Origin of the sequence: Bacillus sp. USDA818B3_A (assembly GCF_009928415.1) — a bacterium.
GTDB lineage: Bacteria > Bacillota > Bacilli > Bacillales > Cytobacillaceae > Neobacillus.
This window is the reverse complement of record NZ_JAABNN010000019.1, coordinates 14211-29586: the sequence shown is the minus strand read 5'-3', so window position 1 is coordinate 29586 and position 15376 is coordinate 14211. Positions and strand designations below refer to the sequence as shown.

General features: G+C 39.8%; 12 protein-coding genes and 1 other annotated feature. Of the genes, 4 read left to right on the top strand and 8 right to left on the bottom strand.

Annotated elements, in window-relative coordinates; translation table 11 throughout:
- Positions 1-49: 49 nt before the first annotated feature.
- Positions 50-1402: a branched-chain amino acid transport system II carrier protein gene (gene brnQ, locus GXK58_RS21455; RefSeq protein ID WP_160725227.1), complete on the bottom strand. Its 1353-nt coding sequence runs from the start codon at positions 1400-1402 to the stop codon at positions 50-52.
- Positions 1403-1563: 161 nt separating this feature from the next.
- Positions 1564-1788, top strand: a binding site (T-box leader).
- Positions 1789-1900: 112 nt separating this feature from the next.
- Between brnQ and GXK58_RS21450 the strand changes: the two genes are divergently transcribed.
- Positions 1901-3232, top strand: a complete 1332-nt coding sequence (locus GXK58_RS21450; protein WP_160725226.1) for an amino acid permease — start codon at positions 1901-1903, stop codon at positions 3230-3232.
- Between the two features lie 210 nt (positions 3233-3442).
- Here the strand turns inward: GXK58_RS21450 and GXK58_RS21445 are convergent, their stop codons facing one another.
- The 3 genes from GXK58_RS21445 to GXK58_RS21435 all read right to left on the bottom strand — a co-directional run bounded on the left by GXK58_RS21445 (position 3443) and on the right by GXK58_RS21435 (position 4702).
- Positions 3443-4144, bottom strand: coding sequence for an HAD family hydrolase (locus tag GXK58_RS21445; protein WP_160725225.1), 702 nt, complete (start codon positions 4142-4144; stop codon positions 3443-3445).
- Between the two features lie 58 nt (positions 4145-4202).
- On the bottom strand, positions 4203-4415 hold the full coding sequence (locus tag GXK58_RS21440; RefSeq protein ID WP_160725224.1) for a hypothetical protein: 213 nt from the start codon (positions 4413-4415) through the stop codon (positions 4203-4205).
- A gap of 86 nt (positions 4416-4501) precedes the next feature.
- On the bottom strand, positions 4502-4702 hold the full coding sequence (locus GXK58_RS21435) for a hypothetical protein (RefSeq protein ID WP_160725223.1): 201 nt from the start codon (positions 4700-4702) through the stop codon (positions 4502-4504).
- A gap of 328 nt (positions 4703-5030) precedes the next feature.
- Here GXK58_RS21435 and GXK58_RS21430 point away from each other — a divergent pair, with 328 nt between their 5' ends.
- Positions 5031-6275, top strand: coding sequence for a cation:dicarboxylate symporter family transporter (locus GXK58_RS21430; protein WP_160725222.1), 1245 nt, complete (start codon positions 5031-5033; stop codon positions 6273-6275).
- A gap of 181 nt (positions 6276-6456) precedes the next feature.
- Here the strand turns inward: GXK58_RS21430 and GXK58_RS21425 are convergent, their stop codons facing one another.
- The 3 genes from GXK58_RS21425 to GXK58_RS21415 all read right to left on the bottom strand — a co-directional run bounded on the left by GXK58_RS21425 (position 6457) and on the right by GXK58_RS21415 (position 9842).
- Positions 6457-7587, bottom strand: a complete 1131-nt coding sequence (locus GXK58_RS21425; RefSeq protein WP_160725221.1) for a S1C family serine protease — start codon at positions 7585-7587, stop codon at positions 6457-6459.
- A 9-nt stretch (positions 7588-7596) separates the two neighbouring features.
- A complete protein-coding gene (locus GXK58_RS21420; protein ID WP_160725220.1) occupies positions 7597-8856 on the bottom strand; it encodes an FxLYD domain-containing protein in 1260 nt (419 codons plus the stop codon).
- 158 nt (positions 8857-9014) lie between these two features.
- A complete protein-coding gene (locus tag GXK58_RS21415; RefSeq protein WP_160725219.1) occupies positions 9015-9842 on the bottom strand; it encodes a TetR/AcrR family transcriptional regulator in 828 nt (275 codons plus the stop codon).
- A 95-nt stretch (positions 9843-9937) separates the two neighbouring features.
- On the opposite strand from GXK58_RS21415, the gene GXK58_RS21410 reads away from it, so the two are divergent.
- Entirely contained in the window at positions 9938-13021 is a 3084-nt protein-coding gene (locus GXK58_RS21410; RefSeq protein WP_160725218.1) for an efflux RND transporter permease subunit, read from the top strand.
- A 581-nt stretch (positions 13022-13602) separates the two neighbouring features.
- Here GXK58_RS21410 and GXK58_RS21405 read toward each other — a convergent pair.
- Positions 13603-14004, bottom strand: coding sequence for a cytochrome-c oxidase (locus tag GXK58_RS21405; RefSeq protein WP_160725217.1), 402 nt, complete (start codon positions 14002-14004; stop codon positions 13603-13605).
- 264 nt (positions 14005-14268) lie between these two features.
- On the opposite strand from GXK58_RS21405, the gene GXK58_RS21400 reads away from it, so the two are divergent.
- The coding region (locus GXK58_RS21400; protein ID WP_160725216.1) for a LysM peptidoglycan-binding domain-containing protein at positions 14269-15376 on the top strand (1108 nt) is incomplete at its 3' end.

The following is a 15376-nucleotide window of genomic DNA, read 5'->3' as shown; positions in this document are numbered from 1 at the left end:
TTTTTGTACATAAAAAGGTGCCCCTAGATGGGACACCAATTAATTACTATCAATTAATAGCAGCTTTATTAGAACTTGTTGGCCAAACATACCCGATCATTGCACCAGCTAAAGCCGGTAAAATCCATCCAAGGCCGATATCATAGAGCGGTAAATACTCCATGTAAGCTGCTTTGATGGATTCAAATAAAGAGTTTGTCGCACCTGGTAAGCTGCCCGCTAATGTACTATAACCGTCGAAGAAACTAACGCAAAAAGTAAGGAACATAGATGCAGCATAAACACTTTGCTTATGTTTGAATAATGGTGAGCATAATGCTAATAAGATTAGAACAATTGCTAAAGGATAAAGTAGCATTAATACCGGTACTGCGTATTGAATAATATTGTTCAAACCAAAGTTAGCAATGATAAAGGATACTAGGCATAGGATTAGCACGAACATTTTATAGCTTACTTTTGGAAAAACACTATTGAAAAATTCGCTGCAAGAGGTAATAAGGCCGATACTTGTTTTTAAACATGCCAGTACGATAATAATCGCCAGTAAAATCGCTCCGAATGATCCGAAATAATGCTGGGCAACCTTAGCGAAGATTAATCCGCCATTATCAAATGTACCAATGGCAGATACACTTGAAGCTCCCATATAAGTGATAAGCCCGTAGATCAGCATCATTAGTGCCATTGCGAAAATACCAGACTTCCACGTTGCTTTCGCAATTGTCTTTGTGTCAGTAATGCCTTGTCCCTTAATGGCATTGATGACGACAATTCCGAATGCTAGTGATGCGAGAGCATCCATCGTGTTGTATCCCTCTTTAAAGCCAGTAATAAAAGCCAATCCGCTATAGTCGCCTGTCGGCTTATCGAAACTCCCCATAGGCTTGACGAGGGCAACAATAATCAAGAAGAATAAAAAAGCTAAAAATGCCGGTGTTAGATATTTTCCAATATAGTCGATAATTTTAGCTGGATTTAACGAGAAATAATAAACGATGGCAAAAAATAGGAAGCTAAAGAGTCCTAGATATAAAGCAGTGTGCTCTGGATTAATAAATGGCTCGAAACCTACTACAAATGGTACAGTTGCTGTACGTGGGATGGCGAAAAATGGTCCAATTGTTAGGTAAAGGGCCATCGCGAAGACGACTCCGAATACTGGATGGACACGTCCCGCCAAGTCGCGCAGCCCGTTACTTCCGGATAAACCAAATGCCAATATCCCCATAAATGGGAGGCCGATTGCTGTTACTAAGAAACCGATTAAAGCAGGCCAAAAATTGGTTCCAGCAAGTTGTCCCATTTGGATAGGAAAAATCAAGTTACCTGCACCAAAGAACATACCAAACAACATGGTACCGATGACTGCATAGGTAGAGAATGATATTTTCTGTTGCATATATGTGCTCCTTCTTGAAGAATTTGATTCATTTTAACACCTTTTTTAGCAGTTAGCTATGCCGGTATATTATTTTGAAAAATTATTGACAGAATAATAATTCAAATTCTATAATACAGAACATACTTAGATTTTGGAACTACTTCTTTAAAATTCACATAACCTGAGCAATGAAGGGAATAGTAGTAGTGCTTATCTCACTGTTTTAGAGAGCTGATGGAAGGTGCAAATCAGCACATAGATAAGGATGAAATTCAGTCCCGGAGCATCTTTTTCGAAATGAACACGGCTTTATGAGGAAAAGACGGTCAATGGATCGTTAACAAAGTCGAGAGGCAGACTTTTGTCTGCAACTAGGGTGGTACCGCGATATAGTCGTCCCTACTGATTCTGATCAGTAGGGACTTTTTTATTTTTGTTGAAAAATTTTTATTGCCTGAGAGAAGTTGCAAAATGCTAGTTATGTTCAATGAACAGCCTACATTATGAGGAGGAGTTATGTTGGAATTACAAAAAAGATTATTACCGCGCCATATACGGCTAATGGCCATCGGGGGAGCCATAGGCACGGGTATATTTAAAGGAACATCTGAAACCGTATCGATCGCAGGGCCAGCTGTTATTTTTTCCTATCTGTTCGCAGGCTTATTGCTGCTGGTGGTCATGAGTGCGATTGCCGAGATGGCCATTGCGTATCCGGGAATAAATATGAAAGGATTTATCCGGCTGGCTTTTGGAGCAAAGGTATCGTTTGTGATTGGCTGGCTGTACTGTTTTATGTGGCTCACCGTGTGCGTGATTGAAGTCATCGCAGCCGGAAGCTTCCTGCAATACTGGTTTCCTTCCATGTCTTTGTGGTCGTTAAGTTTTATAAGCGCCATTTTTATTGTAGCTATTAATTTTATGAACGTGAAAAAGTATGGAGAGTTTGAGTTTTGGTTTGCTGGAATAAAAATAACGATGATTGTCCTCTTCATTGTTCTAGGCGGTTGTATTTTATTCGGTATCATTCCTAGCAGTGAAACGCACTATCTACAAAACTATGTCCAGCATAAAGGATTCTTCCCGCACGGCTGGTCAGGTGTGTTCTCAGCTTTATTAATTGTTATCTTTTCCTATGGCGGGTCTGAATTAATCGGGTTAACGCTTACGGAGACAAAGGATGCTGAGAAGGTATTGCCAAAAGTAATTAAAGGGGTCATTTGGAGAATTGTCCTATTCTACACGGTTCCGATCGTGATTATCTGCGGATTGATTCCATGGGATGAAATCGGCAATCAGGCAAGTCCGTTTGTCCAAGTGTTATCCGCAGTCGGATTTCCGGGTTCCGCTCATATTATGAACTTCGTCCTTATTACGGCTGTTTTGTCAGCGGCTAACTCAGGTATTTATGGCTGTACCCGGATGTTGTATTCTTTAGCGGCGGAAGGGGAAGCACCGAAGCAGTTTTCGTATGTGTCGAAGAACGGGGTGCCATTATTTAGTGTGATCTTGAGTGCGGTCGTTCTAATTTGCGGTACGTTTGTGGCTTATTTTTCACCTGACCGTGTGTTTGGGTATTTGATGGCGATTCCGGGGTTTACGGTCTCTGTGGTTTGGATTGCGATTTGTTTAGCTCAGTTGAAGCTTCGTAAAACTTATAATAAATTACCGCATTTTCATGTCTGGGGATTTCCTTATGCGACTTCGTTAACGGCTGTTGCTTTAATCATTAGCTGTGTGGCCTTTGCGTTCAGCGAGGAGAACCGATTGAGTATTTTTGTATGTATAGGGATATTGCTTATTTTGGTGCTGTTCTCGGTGCTAATTGATAACAAGAATAAGAAGTAAAGTGATAAATGAAAACCTGAACAATCACCACCGTGATTTTCAGGTTTTTTTATTTGTAACACCCTTATCAACTGGCAATTGATTGGTCTTCATTATTCTTTAGAACGGATGGCTTTAAACAAGTGCCTCCCCATTTGGAACAATCATTTATGTTTACCAAGATGGTTAAAATCCTCTTCTATTGTGGAAGAGGATTTTGTTTACTCTGGCTTAATAGAAGGATTTAATTAGTTTTTCAAGCTGCTGGTAGGAATTTGTCTCATATGTTGGATGAATTGTTTCATTCGGCTTCGTTCGGTTTTTGGTATTGATCCAAATCGAGTTCCACCCCGCATGATGGGCGCCGGTGATGTCATTCTCAAAAGAATCTCCAACCATGAAACTATGTGCGTGAGGTGCATTTGTTTTCTCAATCACATAATCAAAAAATTCCTTATGCGGCTTAGCATAACCAACTTCACTTGAGATAAAAATATGGTTAGATGGCAGCCACTCTGAAATAGCTAATGATTCTATTTTTAATCGCTGATGGGAAGAGGGGCCATTCGTAGTGATATAAACCGGTATGCCCATAGCGCTTAAGTGTTGAAGGATATTTCTCATTTCTGGTATCAGGGAAACCTTATATTGCTGGTCTTTATATTCTTTCTGAAAAGCATCTGCTTCTTCAGTAGTGATCGTATATCCGAAATCCTTAAACGCATGGATCATCCGATATTGATGCATTTTTTCTAATGGCATTTCCCCTGATTCAGTTTGTGCGAATACTTTATCACTATACTCTCTGCTTTTTTTAAAAAGTTGTAGGATGGGTATATTTGTAATTGTAGAAAAAATACTATTATATGCCGCTTGAAAGGGCTGCAGCTGGTCATATAAAGTATCATCCAGGTCGAAAAAGAAGGCTTTCATGGACTACACTCCTATTTTAAATGCATTACACTTCTCTTATTATATTAAAATGCAATCATTAAAGAAACCGGTAGATGATGATTGTCCAAATAATGAATGTTAAGACAGGAAGGGAAACGAGAGTGATGAGAAATGACCGCTCAAAGATGCTATATCCCTTTTTCTCTGCGAACCATTCACATAATAAGACAAGGATATAGAGTAATATCAGCTGGATTGAAATGGATACGAGTTTATATAGTACAAATTGTAGGAAACCATGATTGTCCATTTTATTTCCCCTTTCGCATACCTATATTTATTCATGAGCGAAGGGAAGTATTATCGAAAAAGGCCCCTTATAAAAGGAGCCTTTCACTAGATTACCATCGTTTGTCTGTTTTCTAGATATGTATCATACATTTCTAAACTTTCCAGGAGTTGATGTTTATAAATGAATAGAGCTTTTCTAACAACATCGTTATAATCCGGTTGATTTAGTTCAATAGTACACTGTTCCAATTCTTTGTTTTTAACGATTTTTAACTCCGTAAAAATGCTTTCTAAATCTCTCCCCATCCAAACTACCTCCAACTAATTATTCTCTTTCTGCTAAAAGTATGGACAGATTTTTTATTATTTATTCGATTTGAAATTATGACAATTTAGTGAAAAATAACTATATTATTATCATGAAAAAAGCGTTGAAAACGGTCTGAATAGGAAATAAAAGCTACTACAATAGTAATAAAATTAAGGATTATAATGCTCTGCCATTATTTTCAGTGTTGTGTATGCGAGAAAAAATAACTAGAATTATATTGTAGTATCATGATATGATATTAATTAAACTGAATTTACGCTCTTTAGATATACTTCTATAATTATTAAGAAAAGGAGAGAGGTTATGAAGAAGATTAGTCTTGCTTGGCAGATTTTCATTGGTTTAGCCCTAGGGATTACCGTGGGTGCGATTTTTTATGGGAATACTCATGTAGCTGATTTCTTACAGCCAATTGGGAATATCTTTATCCGTTTAATTAAAATGATTGTTATCCCAATCGTTGTTTCAAGTCTAATTGTAGGTGTTGCTGGTACTGGTGATATGAAATCGCTTGGTAAACTCGGCGGAAAAACCCTTCTATATTTCGAAATCATTACTACCATTGCCATTGTGTTAGGATTACTTTTTGCTAATGTCTTCCATCCTGGGACTGGTGTCGATCGGTCACACTTAGCGAAGACAGATATTAATTCGTATGTGGAAACTGCGGAAACCACTCAATCACATTCTATGGCCGATACGTTTGTTAATATCGTTCCTTCGAACATTATGCAGTCATTAGCAAATGGTGATATGTTAGCGATCATTTTCTTTTCTGTTATTTTTGGTCTTGGTGTGGCTGCGATTGGAGAAAAGGGTAAACCGATTCTCGACTTCTTTAGAGGCACAGCCGATGCGATGTTCTGGGTAACTAACCAAGTGATGAAGTTCGCTCCGATTGGTGTTTTTGCGTTAATTGGCGTGACTGTTTCAAAATTTGGTATAGGGTCTCTGATTCCATTAGGGAAATTAGTTATCGTTGTATACGGTGCGATGATTTTCTTTATTTTGGTTGTTCTAGGTCTTACTGCTAAGATTGTTGGGGTCAATATCTTCAAGTTTTTGGCTTATTTGAAGGATGAATTACTACTTGGTTATTCTACTGCAAGCTCGGAAGCAGTTCTTCCGAAGATCATGGAAAAAATGGAGAAGCTTGGCTGTCCAAAGGCGATTACTTCTTTCGTTATTCCGACTGGATATTCATTCAACCTTGATGGTTCCACTCTTTATCAGGCGATTGCGGCGTTGTTTATTGCGCAAATGTATGGCATCCATTTGAGTATTACGCATCAGATTACGCTTGTACTTGTGTTGATGGTAACGTCTAAAGGTATTGCTGGTGTTCCAGGGGTATCGTTTGTTGTACTTCTTGCAACACTGGGCAGTGTCGGCATCCCTGTTGAAGGTCTTGCGTTTATCGCGGGTATTGACCGTCTTCTTGATATGGCACGTACATGTGTAAATATCGTTGGTAACTCTCTTGCTGCGATCGTGATCACGAAGTGGGAAGGCCACAAGATTAAAGATGAAGGTAAAGTAGCAGCTTAATATTGGATTGAAGACAGAGATGCAGATTGCACTCTGTTTTTTTTATTTGAGGTTAAAATTGGGATACATCCTTCAATCAAAACTATCTAATATTTTCAGGATAAAATAAAAAGGTTAACCAAATAGAAATCTGGCTAACCGTAGAGTACCAATATTAACTTAAAGTGTCCTGCTTTTTTTTCTAATGGATTTCCTTAGCTGTTCCACTAATAATCTTTAACTGGTCATTTTCATAACCAATTGTATACTGAACTTTATATTTGGCATAACTTTCAGTTCCATCCTTCAAATCTACAGCAGTAATAATACCTGTTACGGTAATATTCTCTCCATCCACCATTGTTTGGATATCGTCTATAGTGGTTGACTGAGTCTGTAAATAGCCGTTACGAAATTTGGAGAAACCTACCTTACTCTGCCAAGAGCTGCCTAATAGAGAATAAGCCGTGACATAATCGCGGGAATTCAGGCTTTCATAAAAATAGCTTACTAGATAACTAGCAGTTATTTCTGGCGACTCTTCATCCTCACTCGTATCTGCAGCGGCTGTTTCAACCGAGACAGAAGGTAACTCTGTCAGTGGGGATTTCGACCAGCCCTCAACGAGTGACAAAATATTAACAATAGGAAGGCTAAATCCGATGGAACCCTGATCAGTGGCTGCCGAATTAATACCAAGAACTTCACCAGTCTTCCGGTTAATCAATGGTCCGCCTGAGTTACCTGGTGCAATTGGTGCTGAGATTTGATAAGCATCTTTATAATGAAAAGGCTCAATATCAAAGTCTCTGCCAACGCCGCTGATTATCCCAGTTGTTACGGTATTTTGTAAACCTAATGGACTCCCAAGTGCTAATACCTCTTCACCCACATCCGACTTCTTTTTGCTAATTTGTAATGGTTTTTCAGTTGCAATTCCTGGGACACGAACCACTGCAACATCAACGTCTTGGCTAATCCCAATGACGGTTCCTTGGAACTCTCTGGCATCCGATGTTTTGATTTTTACCGTTTTTGCGCCGCTTACAACATGTGCATTTGTTATAACGTCACCATTTTTATTATAGAGAAATCCCGACCCTAAAGTGCCATCTTCCTGTTGAATCATGACGACTTCTTTCTGAATATCATGAATGATATCTTTTAGTTCTTTTTCTGATACTTTAGCACTTGCTGTTTTTGTTTTGATCGGTTCAAATAGTGAGGTGTTTTTAAGTTGGGCAGGAATTTCTTGATGCCAATAAAAAATGAAGCCGCCGCTTGTTCCAAGAATCAGCAGTGAACTAGTAATGCTAATCAGCCATTTCATCATTAATACCCCCTATTCATTTAGTTCCCATGTCAGTCTAGTAATTTTTACGGTACAGTCTTGATATACTCCATAATGATAATCGTCAAAGCTGCCATTCTGACCAGGGTCTAAATAATAAGGGTCACCATATGTATAATCCGATCCTAGGTTATTTCCATCTTTATCATAGACTGTATAATAGATTTTGATGGACGAAATAGGTACTGTGGCTTTGTTTTTAAGGTCACCTGCAATATGGAGATCCCCGTATTCATCCGTATAAATATCCAGATTGTCAACGCTGACAGCAGCGGTATGATTATTTAAATCCTCCTGTGCGGCAACCTCAATTGCTTTTTGAATCCGCTCCTGCTCTGCCTTTTCAAAAGCTGCTTGTTGATTTTCTATTCTGGTTTTAAAAGAAACTAGTTTTGTGTCGTTGGCTGCATATTCTAAACCTTTATCCACTGTTGCGGTTGCCTCTGTAAATTTCTTATCACCTAGTTGCTCTTCTGCCTTTTTGGTAGTTAGCTCAACCACTTTCGCCGTAATCAATCGCTTTACTTCCTCTGTTTCCGCTGAATTGAGCGAGGATAATGCAGTTAATTTTCCTGCTAAGTCTTCAACAGTGTTAAGTTTATTTATCTCAATCTTTATTTTTGCCACTGCCAGTGTCGTTGATTTTTCCTCTAATTGTTTACTAAGAGGAGTGTAAAGCGGGCCTTTTAGTATTTGTAATGTAATTCCTAATTTATTAATCTGTGAATCTGCTTGATCCAGTTTTTGTGTTTTCAGGGAATTAGTAACTTCTTTTAATGACTTATCCACTTGGACTGCTTTTTCTATCATTTCCTTATCTTCTGTCAGCACTTTATATGTAGGTCTTAATGTTTGTGCCTTTTTCAAGGAAGACAATGCCTCCGTATATTTGCCGTTTAGGGCCTCCCTTTCTGCTTTTTCCTTTAACGAAATGACACTTTTATTGGTCTCCTTCTGATGACTGTAATAAGCATAGGAAGATCCGCCAGCGACAATGAGCGATAAGGCGGGAACAGCGATAGGCCAAATTAATCCAGCCCGCCTCCGTTTAATTTGTGTATAACGGGATTGTTCTTCGGTTGAGTTCACTGCAGGGCTATTAACCAATTCAGGTTCTGCTAACTCTTGTGTTTGTGCCTCTTCGGCTGACTGATGTTCTTGTTCTGATTCTAAAGCTAATTTTGAGCCGCAGTTTGGGCAGAATCGGGCGGACTCATTATATATCTTTGATCCGCAATGTTGACAATACATTTTATCACTCCTATAAAAAGGGAATTATAGGTATATTATACTAGTAAAATGAAATTATTGCAGGGGCTTTTTACATTTTCGTACGGTAATTTGGCTTACAATTATTGAACTTTTGTTCTTATTCCCCAAAAAAGAGCAGCACACATAATGTGTCCTGCTTAAAACCCATAATACCGTCGGAGTAAAAAGGAAATCCACTTGCAATGAGGATGATTTCGGATATTCTCCACAAGACCTCTAATAATTACAGAACTGTAAGTGGGTTCTACCAGCTGCTCCTTAAGTAAAAGCAGCGATTCCTTTTCCGTTGAATCATCCATTTCCTCCATCTTTTGTCCAAGGACTTCAATGATTTGTTCCTTGGTGACTTCCTCATTTATCGGACGATTAAACACCTGGGTAAGCTCTTCGGAAATAAACGGGACAGTCGTATTCAGCGCTAACAAGTTTGTTTTTTCCACAAGCGATTCAGCTAATATTTCAAAGTCCAACGGCAAATTATAAAAGAAAAATAATTGCGAATAGGTATTCATAAATCCTTTCACACAGTACATTAAGTCATATTTCGTCTCACTTACTTTTTCGCCATATAATTGGTCCAGCATGACTAAGATTGTGTTTGAGAGTAACCGATCGTAGTAATGTATTTTTAGCATAAACTCATTATTAAAGGAATGGGATTGTTCCTTCATTAGCAATCTTGCAAAATCAGCGTGCTGATAGGAAGTATGGAATACCGTGTAATAAAATTGGTATAGAAGTTTATCTTTATTACTATTTGTGACCGTATAGTCAATATCTATGATCATTTGATTCAAAAAATGATCGATTAAAGCAAGAATCAATTCGTCCTTTGATTTAAAAGACAAATAAAAGGCCCCTTTTGAAATTCCGCAATGTTCGGTTATTTGTTGAACAGAAGTGGCTTCAAACCCTTGCTTTGCAAAAAGCTCGAGTGCTTTTTCCATGATTAATTGTTTTTTCATTGTTACCTCTCCTAACGTCATTTATTGACAAATGACTGGCTGGTCATTATTATAAATAATTGAGTCTAGTAAGTCAATCAAGGGTGGGTGTAACAGTGAAAGCGATAGCAAATTTTGTTCTTGGGAATAAACTGGCTGTCTGGCTACTGACGATTATCGTAACAGTAGCAGGTATCTATTCAGGTACACGAATGAATATGGAAACAATCCCGAACATTTCCATTCCGTACCTAATGGTCACAGATGTGTATCCGGGGGCTACTCCTGAAAAGGTAATGGAAGATGTCTCGATGCCAATCGAGAAAGCCGTTGAAGGCCTCGACCATGTGAAAGCCGTTTATTCAAATTCTTATTCTAACATGTCAAGTATTCAAGTGGAATACGAATACGGAATCGACATGGATGAAGCGAAACGTGAATTACAATCCGCATTAGATAATGTAAAGTCCCCAGAGGGAGCACAAGAGCCGACGGTTACGGCCATCAGCATGAACATGATGCCAGTTGTGGCCCTTAGTGCGAGCAGTTCAAAAGAAGATATTGTGGAATTAACCTCAACAGTAGAAGATGTTCTTCTTCCAAAAATTGAAAAGATTGATGGTGTGGCATCCGCCACGATTACCGGTCAGCATATAGAAGAGGTCGACCTTACATACAACCAAGCAAGGTTGAAGGAATTTGGTCTGACGGAAGATAAAATCAAAGAAATGATCCAAGCAAGCAATATGGCGGTTTCATTGGGGCTTTACACGTTTAAAGAAGGTGAGCAGGCGGTTGCCATTGACGGCAAGTACATGACAGCCGATGAATTGAAGAATACGATGATTCCTGTGACACCGACAAAAACACATCCCACCCCATTTGTAAAATTAAGCGAGATTGCTTCTATTAAAACAGTGGGTAAAGTGCAGTCCGTTTCCCGTACAAATGGGAAAAATGCAATCGCCATTCAAATTGTTAAAGAGCAGCGTGCCAACACGGTTGATGTAGTCGATAGTGTGAAGGACGTTGTTAAAGAACAAGAAAAAAAGATCGATGGTCTTCATGTTGATGTGACATTAGACCAAGGCAAGCCCATTCAAGAATCAATCACAACCATGGTGGAAAAAGCAGTCTTTGGCGGTTTCATTGCTGTTGTGATTATCCTGCTATTCCTACGCAGTCTAAAATCAACGATTACGTCCATCATCTCGATTCCAGTGTCGATTTTCATGGCTTTAATGATTCTCCACTGGCTCGATATAACGCTTAATATTATGACACTTGGTGCGATTACTGTTGCGATCGGCCGGGTAATCGACGACTCGATTGTTGTCGTGGAAAATATTTATCGCCGCTTACATTTAAAAGATGAGAAATTAAATGGACGCGCCCTTGTCCGTGAAGCGACGATTGAAATGTTTAAACCAATCCTATCCTCCACATTAGTAACGGTTGCCGTGTTTGCCCCGCTTATTTTTGTCGGTGGCATGGTCGGAGAGTTGTTTGCCCCGTTTGCGTTAACCATGACGTTCGCCCTTGGAGCTTCATTACTTGTGGCGATTACGGTAGTGCCGGCTTTGTCCCATACCCTGTTTAAGAAAAAGTTGTATGGTGAAAAAACAGGCAAAAAACATAAAGAAGTTGGAGAGCTTGCGAAATGGTATAAGTGGGCGCTCGAAAAGACGCTTAATCATAAGGTGATTACATCCATCCTGGCGGTTGTTTTATTAGCCGGAAGTTTGGCGCTAACGCCATTAATCGGCTTCAGTTTCATGGGCAGTGAAGAAGAAAAAATGGTGTATTTAACTTACACGCCAAAAGCAGGTGAGTTAAAAGCTGAAACGTTAGAGAACGTTAAATACGTGGAAGAAAAGATGCTGAAGCGTGATGATATTGATATCGTTCAGATCTCAGTAACGGATAAAGGGGACACAACCACTGCCATGTTTGGCGGCAGCGGCGGCGGGGGCCTAATGTACTTAATTTTTGACCCCGATACAGAAGATTTCCCTAAGGTAAAAGAGGAAATTGAAAAATACGTGAAAAACCTTGATCAATCAGGTACCTGGAAGAGCCAGAACTTTGGGGCAATGTCAGCAGGTTCCAATGAGGTCAGCTACACCTTCTACAGTGAAAATTTAGATAAACTCTATGAATCTGTCGACCAGGTGGAAAAAGTGATGCAGAAGGATAAAGGGTTAAAAGATGTTTCTTCCAGTGCAGAGGACCCTTATGTGGAGTACACCTTCAAAGTAGTACAAAATGACTTGATGAAATATGGGTTAACCGCAGGACAGCTTGTTATGATGCTGAACCCTATGCAGACGCAAGATGTGTTAACGACAATCGAGAAAAATGGCGAATCTCTGGATGTCATTGTCCAGCAGGAACAATCCAAACAGCCGGCCTCGATTGATGACATGTTAAAAACGCCAGTTCCAACTGCATTGGGTACGACTGTTCCGCTTTCACAGCTTGTAAAAGTGGAAAAAGGAACCACGCTCAATACGCTGGCACGCAGTAAGGGCGAATACTATGCGAGTGTGTCTGGAACTATTGTTGGTAAGGATGTTAAAAAAGTAACGGATCGCTTGGATAAAGAAGTGGATAAACTTGATATACCGAAAGGAGTTACCGTCGGCACTGCCGGAGTTCAGGCAGATATGACGGAGACCTTTACACAGCTTGGAGCTGCGATGTTAGCCGCGATTGCGATCGTGTACTTCATCCTTGTTGTCACTTTCCGTGAAGGGGTTGCCCCATTTGCGATCCTGTTCTCACTGCCGTTTGCGGTCATAGGTTCGTTTGTCGGTCTCTTGATTGCCGGCGAAACGATTTCTGTTTCCGTTATGATGGGTCTATTGATGTTGATTGGTATCGTCGTGACGAATGCGATTGTCCTTGTGGACCGGATTATTCATATGGAACGTGATGGTTTGAAGATGCGTGATGCGGTACTTGAGGCCGGTGCGACACGTCTGCGTCCGATCTTGATGACGGCAATTGCAACTGTCGGAGCGTTAATTCCACTGGCCCTTGGTGAAGGCGGCGGCGGTTTGATCTCGAAAGGCCTTGGTATAACCGTAATCGGCGGTCTAACGAGTTCGACTTTGTTAACTTTGTTCGTGGTACCGATTGTTTATGAGGTATTATCGAAGTGGTTTAAGAAAAATCGAAGAGAAGAGCAAGAAAATTAATGGATTGCCCTGCAAGATGATGAGTCTTGCTGGGCTTTTTCGTTTTATATAGCTTGCCTGTCCTTGTAAAGACGGCTTATCGGCACTTTTTTGGGATTTATCGGCACTTTCAAACAATTTATCGGCACTTTTTCCGATTTTATCGGCAGTTTTCATGCATTTATCGGCACTTTTAAAAAATAGGTATCTAAGAAGTTGTTTATGTGAGTTAAATTTTGTGAACTACATACATTAAATAAAGAGGTCTCCATTTTTTAAAAAAGAGGGTGTTGTAAATAACAACCATCCAAGAGATTGCTGATGTCCTCGCTGACCTTAATCATCCGCTCGCACCGCACTGGTATAAAAACGATATCATCAAAAAGAATATCGCGATCAGTTTTGATTATTGGCTGGAGGATACCGGGATACCAATTACCTTAACGGAATTTGTAGAGCAGTATTTGGCGCATGCCGAGTATCTGGGGGAATTATTTTTACCCAAGATGGACCAAGAGAGTGGTTAAGAAGTGTTCGCAGCACTTCTCTATTTCTTAAAAACAAAAAAGACTTCCGTCACGGAAGCCTTTTTTATGTTCTCATTAAGCATTTAAATTGTTATTTGCTCTCTGGCTAGTACCTTTGTTAAGCGTCTTAACGATGTTGGTTGTGAATAATAGTGTACCAACCACTACAGCTAAAGAACCTACAATCATAATAGGCAATGCCGCTGCGACACCAAAAGATTCTAAAACCAATCCAATCACCATTACTGGAAAACCAATGTTATGTAACCAGAAATGAGTTTTAGCCAATTTTGTATTAGCCGCAAACGGATAGATTGAATAAATGATTCCAAATAGAGCCGTTGATACCCAGCCTAATAAATTGATATGAGCGTGAGTGGAAGTCAGTCTAAAGTCGTGAAGAATTCCCATTGTCATTCCCACTAAAACCCCAATTGAAAAATATACTGCTGCAATTTTAATAAACGTTTTTCCCATTTCTCCCTTTTAATCCCCCTGTTGTTAAGGTTATGTATGACTTGCTGTTTAAGTATAATACAGAATTTAACATATTAATAGTAAAAATGGTATAAATTCAATTTCTATCAAAGTCCCTGTTAATAGTGTAAAACATTTTGATGAAAATCTTACCAATTTTTTTGCATGCATCAATAAACTGCCACTTTCGTAGGATGTTTTTTGTCGAAAATTGCATTAATATGACTATTGAAGTAAATTAAGGAAGGGTAGGAAAACTAAAAAGTGAAGAAAAATCTAGTAACAGCAGCTGCAACCGCTGGGCTTGTCCTTACTGCTTTTGGAGCGACAGCGAGTGCACAGGAACCACAGTATACGGTTCATTCAGGTGACAGCCTTTGGAAAATTGCCCAATCTAACCATGTGTCTATAAATCAATTAAAAGAGTGGAATGCTCTTACAAGTGATACAATCTATGTGAATCAAAAACTTTCACTTACTTATACAGTTAAAAAAGGAGATAGTCTTTGGAAGATTGCTAGAAATAATGGGACAACCGTAAGCGAATTAAAACGCTTGAACGGCATGACTTCTAGTTTCCTTCGGATGGGACAACAATTGAAGATAGCAGAATCGGACGTAAGTGATTCTTCTTATACGATTCAAAAAGGTGATACGCTATCTGAAATCGGGGCGCGTTATAATCTAACTGTTCCTCAACTTAAATCTATCAATCAGTTAACCTCTGATACTATTTATGCTGGAAAAACGTTAAACGTAAGCAGTAACGCTGCTACTGTCTCTACACAGACAACTACTCCATCGGCATCTAAAAGCACTGTGGAGACCAAGGGTACAGCAAAAAGCTATCCGACAGTAACTTCTGGAACAACAACCCCGGCCGCTTCAAGTGCGACAACAGAGGCGGCTTCAGGGACAACCACAGAGTCAGCAAAACCAGCAACAAGTGAAGCAACAACAGAAAAAGCACCGGTGACTGCACCAGCAGCATCAAGTGAAACGACAAAAGCATCGGTGACTGCACCATCGACATCAAGCGAAACAACAACAAAAGCACCGGTGACTGCACCAGCAGCATCAAGTGAAACAACAAAAACACCGGCGACTGCACCAGCAGCATCAAGTGAAACAGCAAAAACACCGGCGACTGCACCAGCAGCAACAAGTGAAACAACAAAAGCACCGGCGACTGCACCAGCAGCAACAAGCGAAACAACAAAAGCACCGGTGACTGCACCGGCAGCATCAAGCGAAACAACAAAAGCACCGGTGACTGCACCGGCAGCAACAAGTGAAACAACAAAAGCACCGGCAACTGCACCAGCAGCAACAAGTGAAACAACAAAAGCACCAGCGACTGCACCAGCAGCAT

Bases quoted from the DNA above. Each gene is read 5' to 3' on its own strand.
- brnQ (WP_160725227.1), bottom strand. From the start codon at position 1,402: ATGCAACAGAAAATATCATTCTCTACCTATGCAGTCATCGGTACCATG.
- GXK58_RS21450 (WP_160725226.1), top strand. From the start codon at position 1,901: ATGTTGGAATTACAAAAAAGATTATTACCGCGCCATATACGGCTAATG.
- GXK58_RS21445 (WP_160725225.1), bottom strand. From the start codon at position 4,144: ATGAAAGCCTTCTTTTTCGACCTGGATGATACTTTATATGACCAGCTG.
- GXK58_RS21440 (WP_160725224.1), bottom strand. From the start codon at position 4,415: ATGGACAATCATGGTTTCCTACAATTTGTACTATATAAACTCGTATCC.
- GXK58_RS21435 (WP_160725223.1), bottom strand. From the start codon at position 4,702: ATGGGGAGAGATTTAGAAAGCATTTTTACGGAGTTAAAAATCGTTAAA.
- GXK58_RS21430 (WP_160725222.1), top strand. From the start codon at position 5,031: ATGAAGAAGATTAGTCTTGCTTGGCAGATTTTCATTGGTTTAGCCCTA.
- GXK58_RS21425 (WP_160725221.1), bottom strand. From the start codon at position 7,587: ATGATGAAATGGCTGATTAGCATTACTAGTTCACTGCTGATTCTTGGA.
- GXK58_RS21420 (WP_160725220.1), bottom strand. From the start codon at position 8,856: ATGTATTGTCAACATTGCGGATCAAAGATATATAATGAGTCCGCCCGA.
- GXK58_RS21415 (WP_160725219.1), bottom strand. From the start codon at position 9,842: ATGAAAAAACAATTAATCATGGAAAAAGCACTCGAGCTTTTTGCAAAG.
- GXK58_RS21405 (WP_160725217.1), bottom strand. From the start codon at position 14,004: ATGGGAAAAACGTTTATTAAAATTGCAGCAGTATATTTTTCAATTGGG.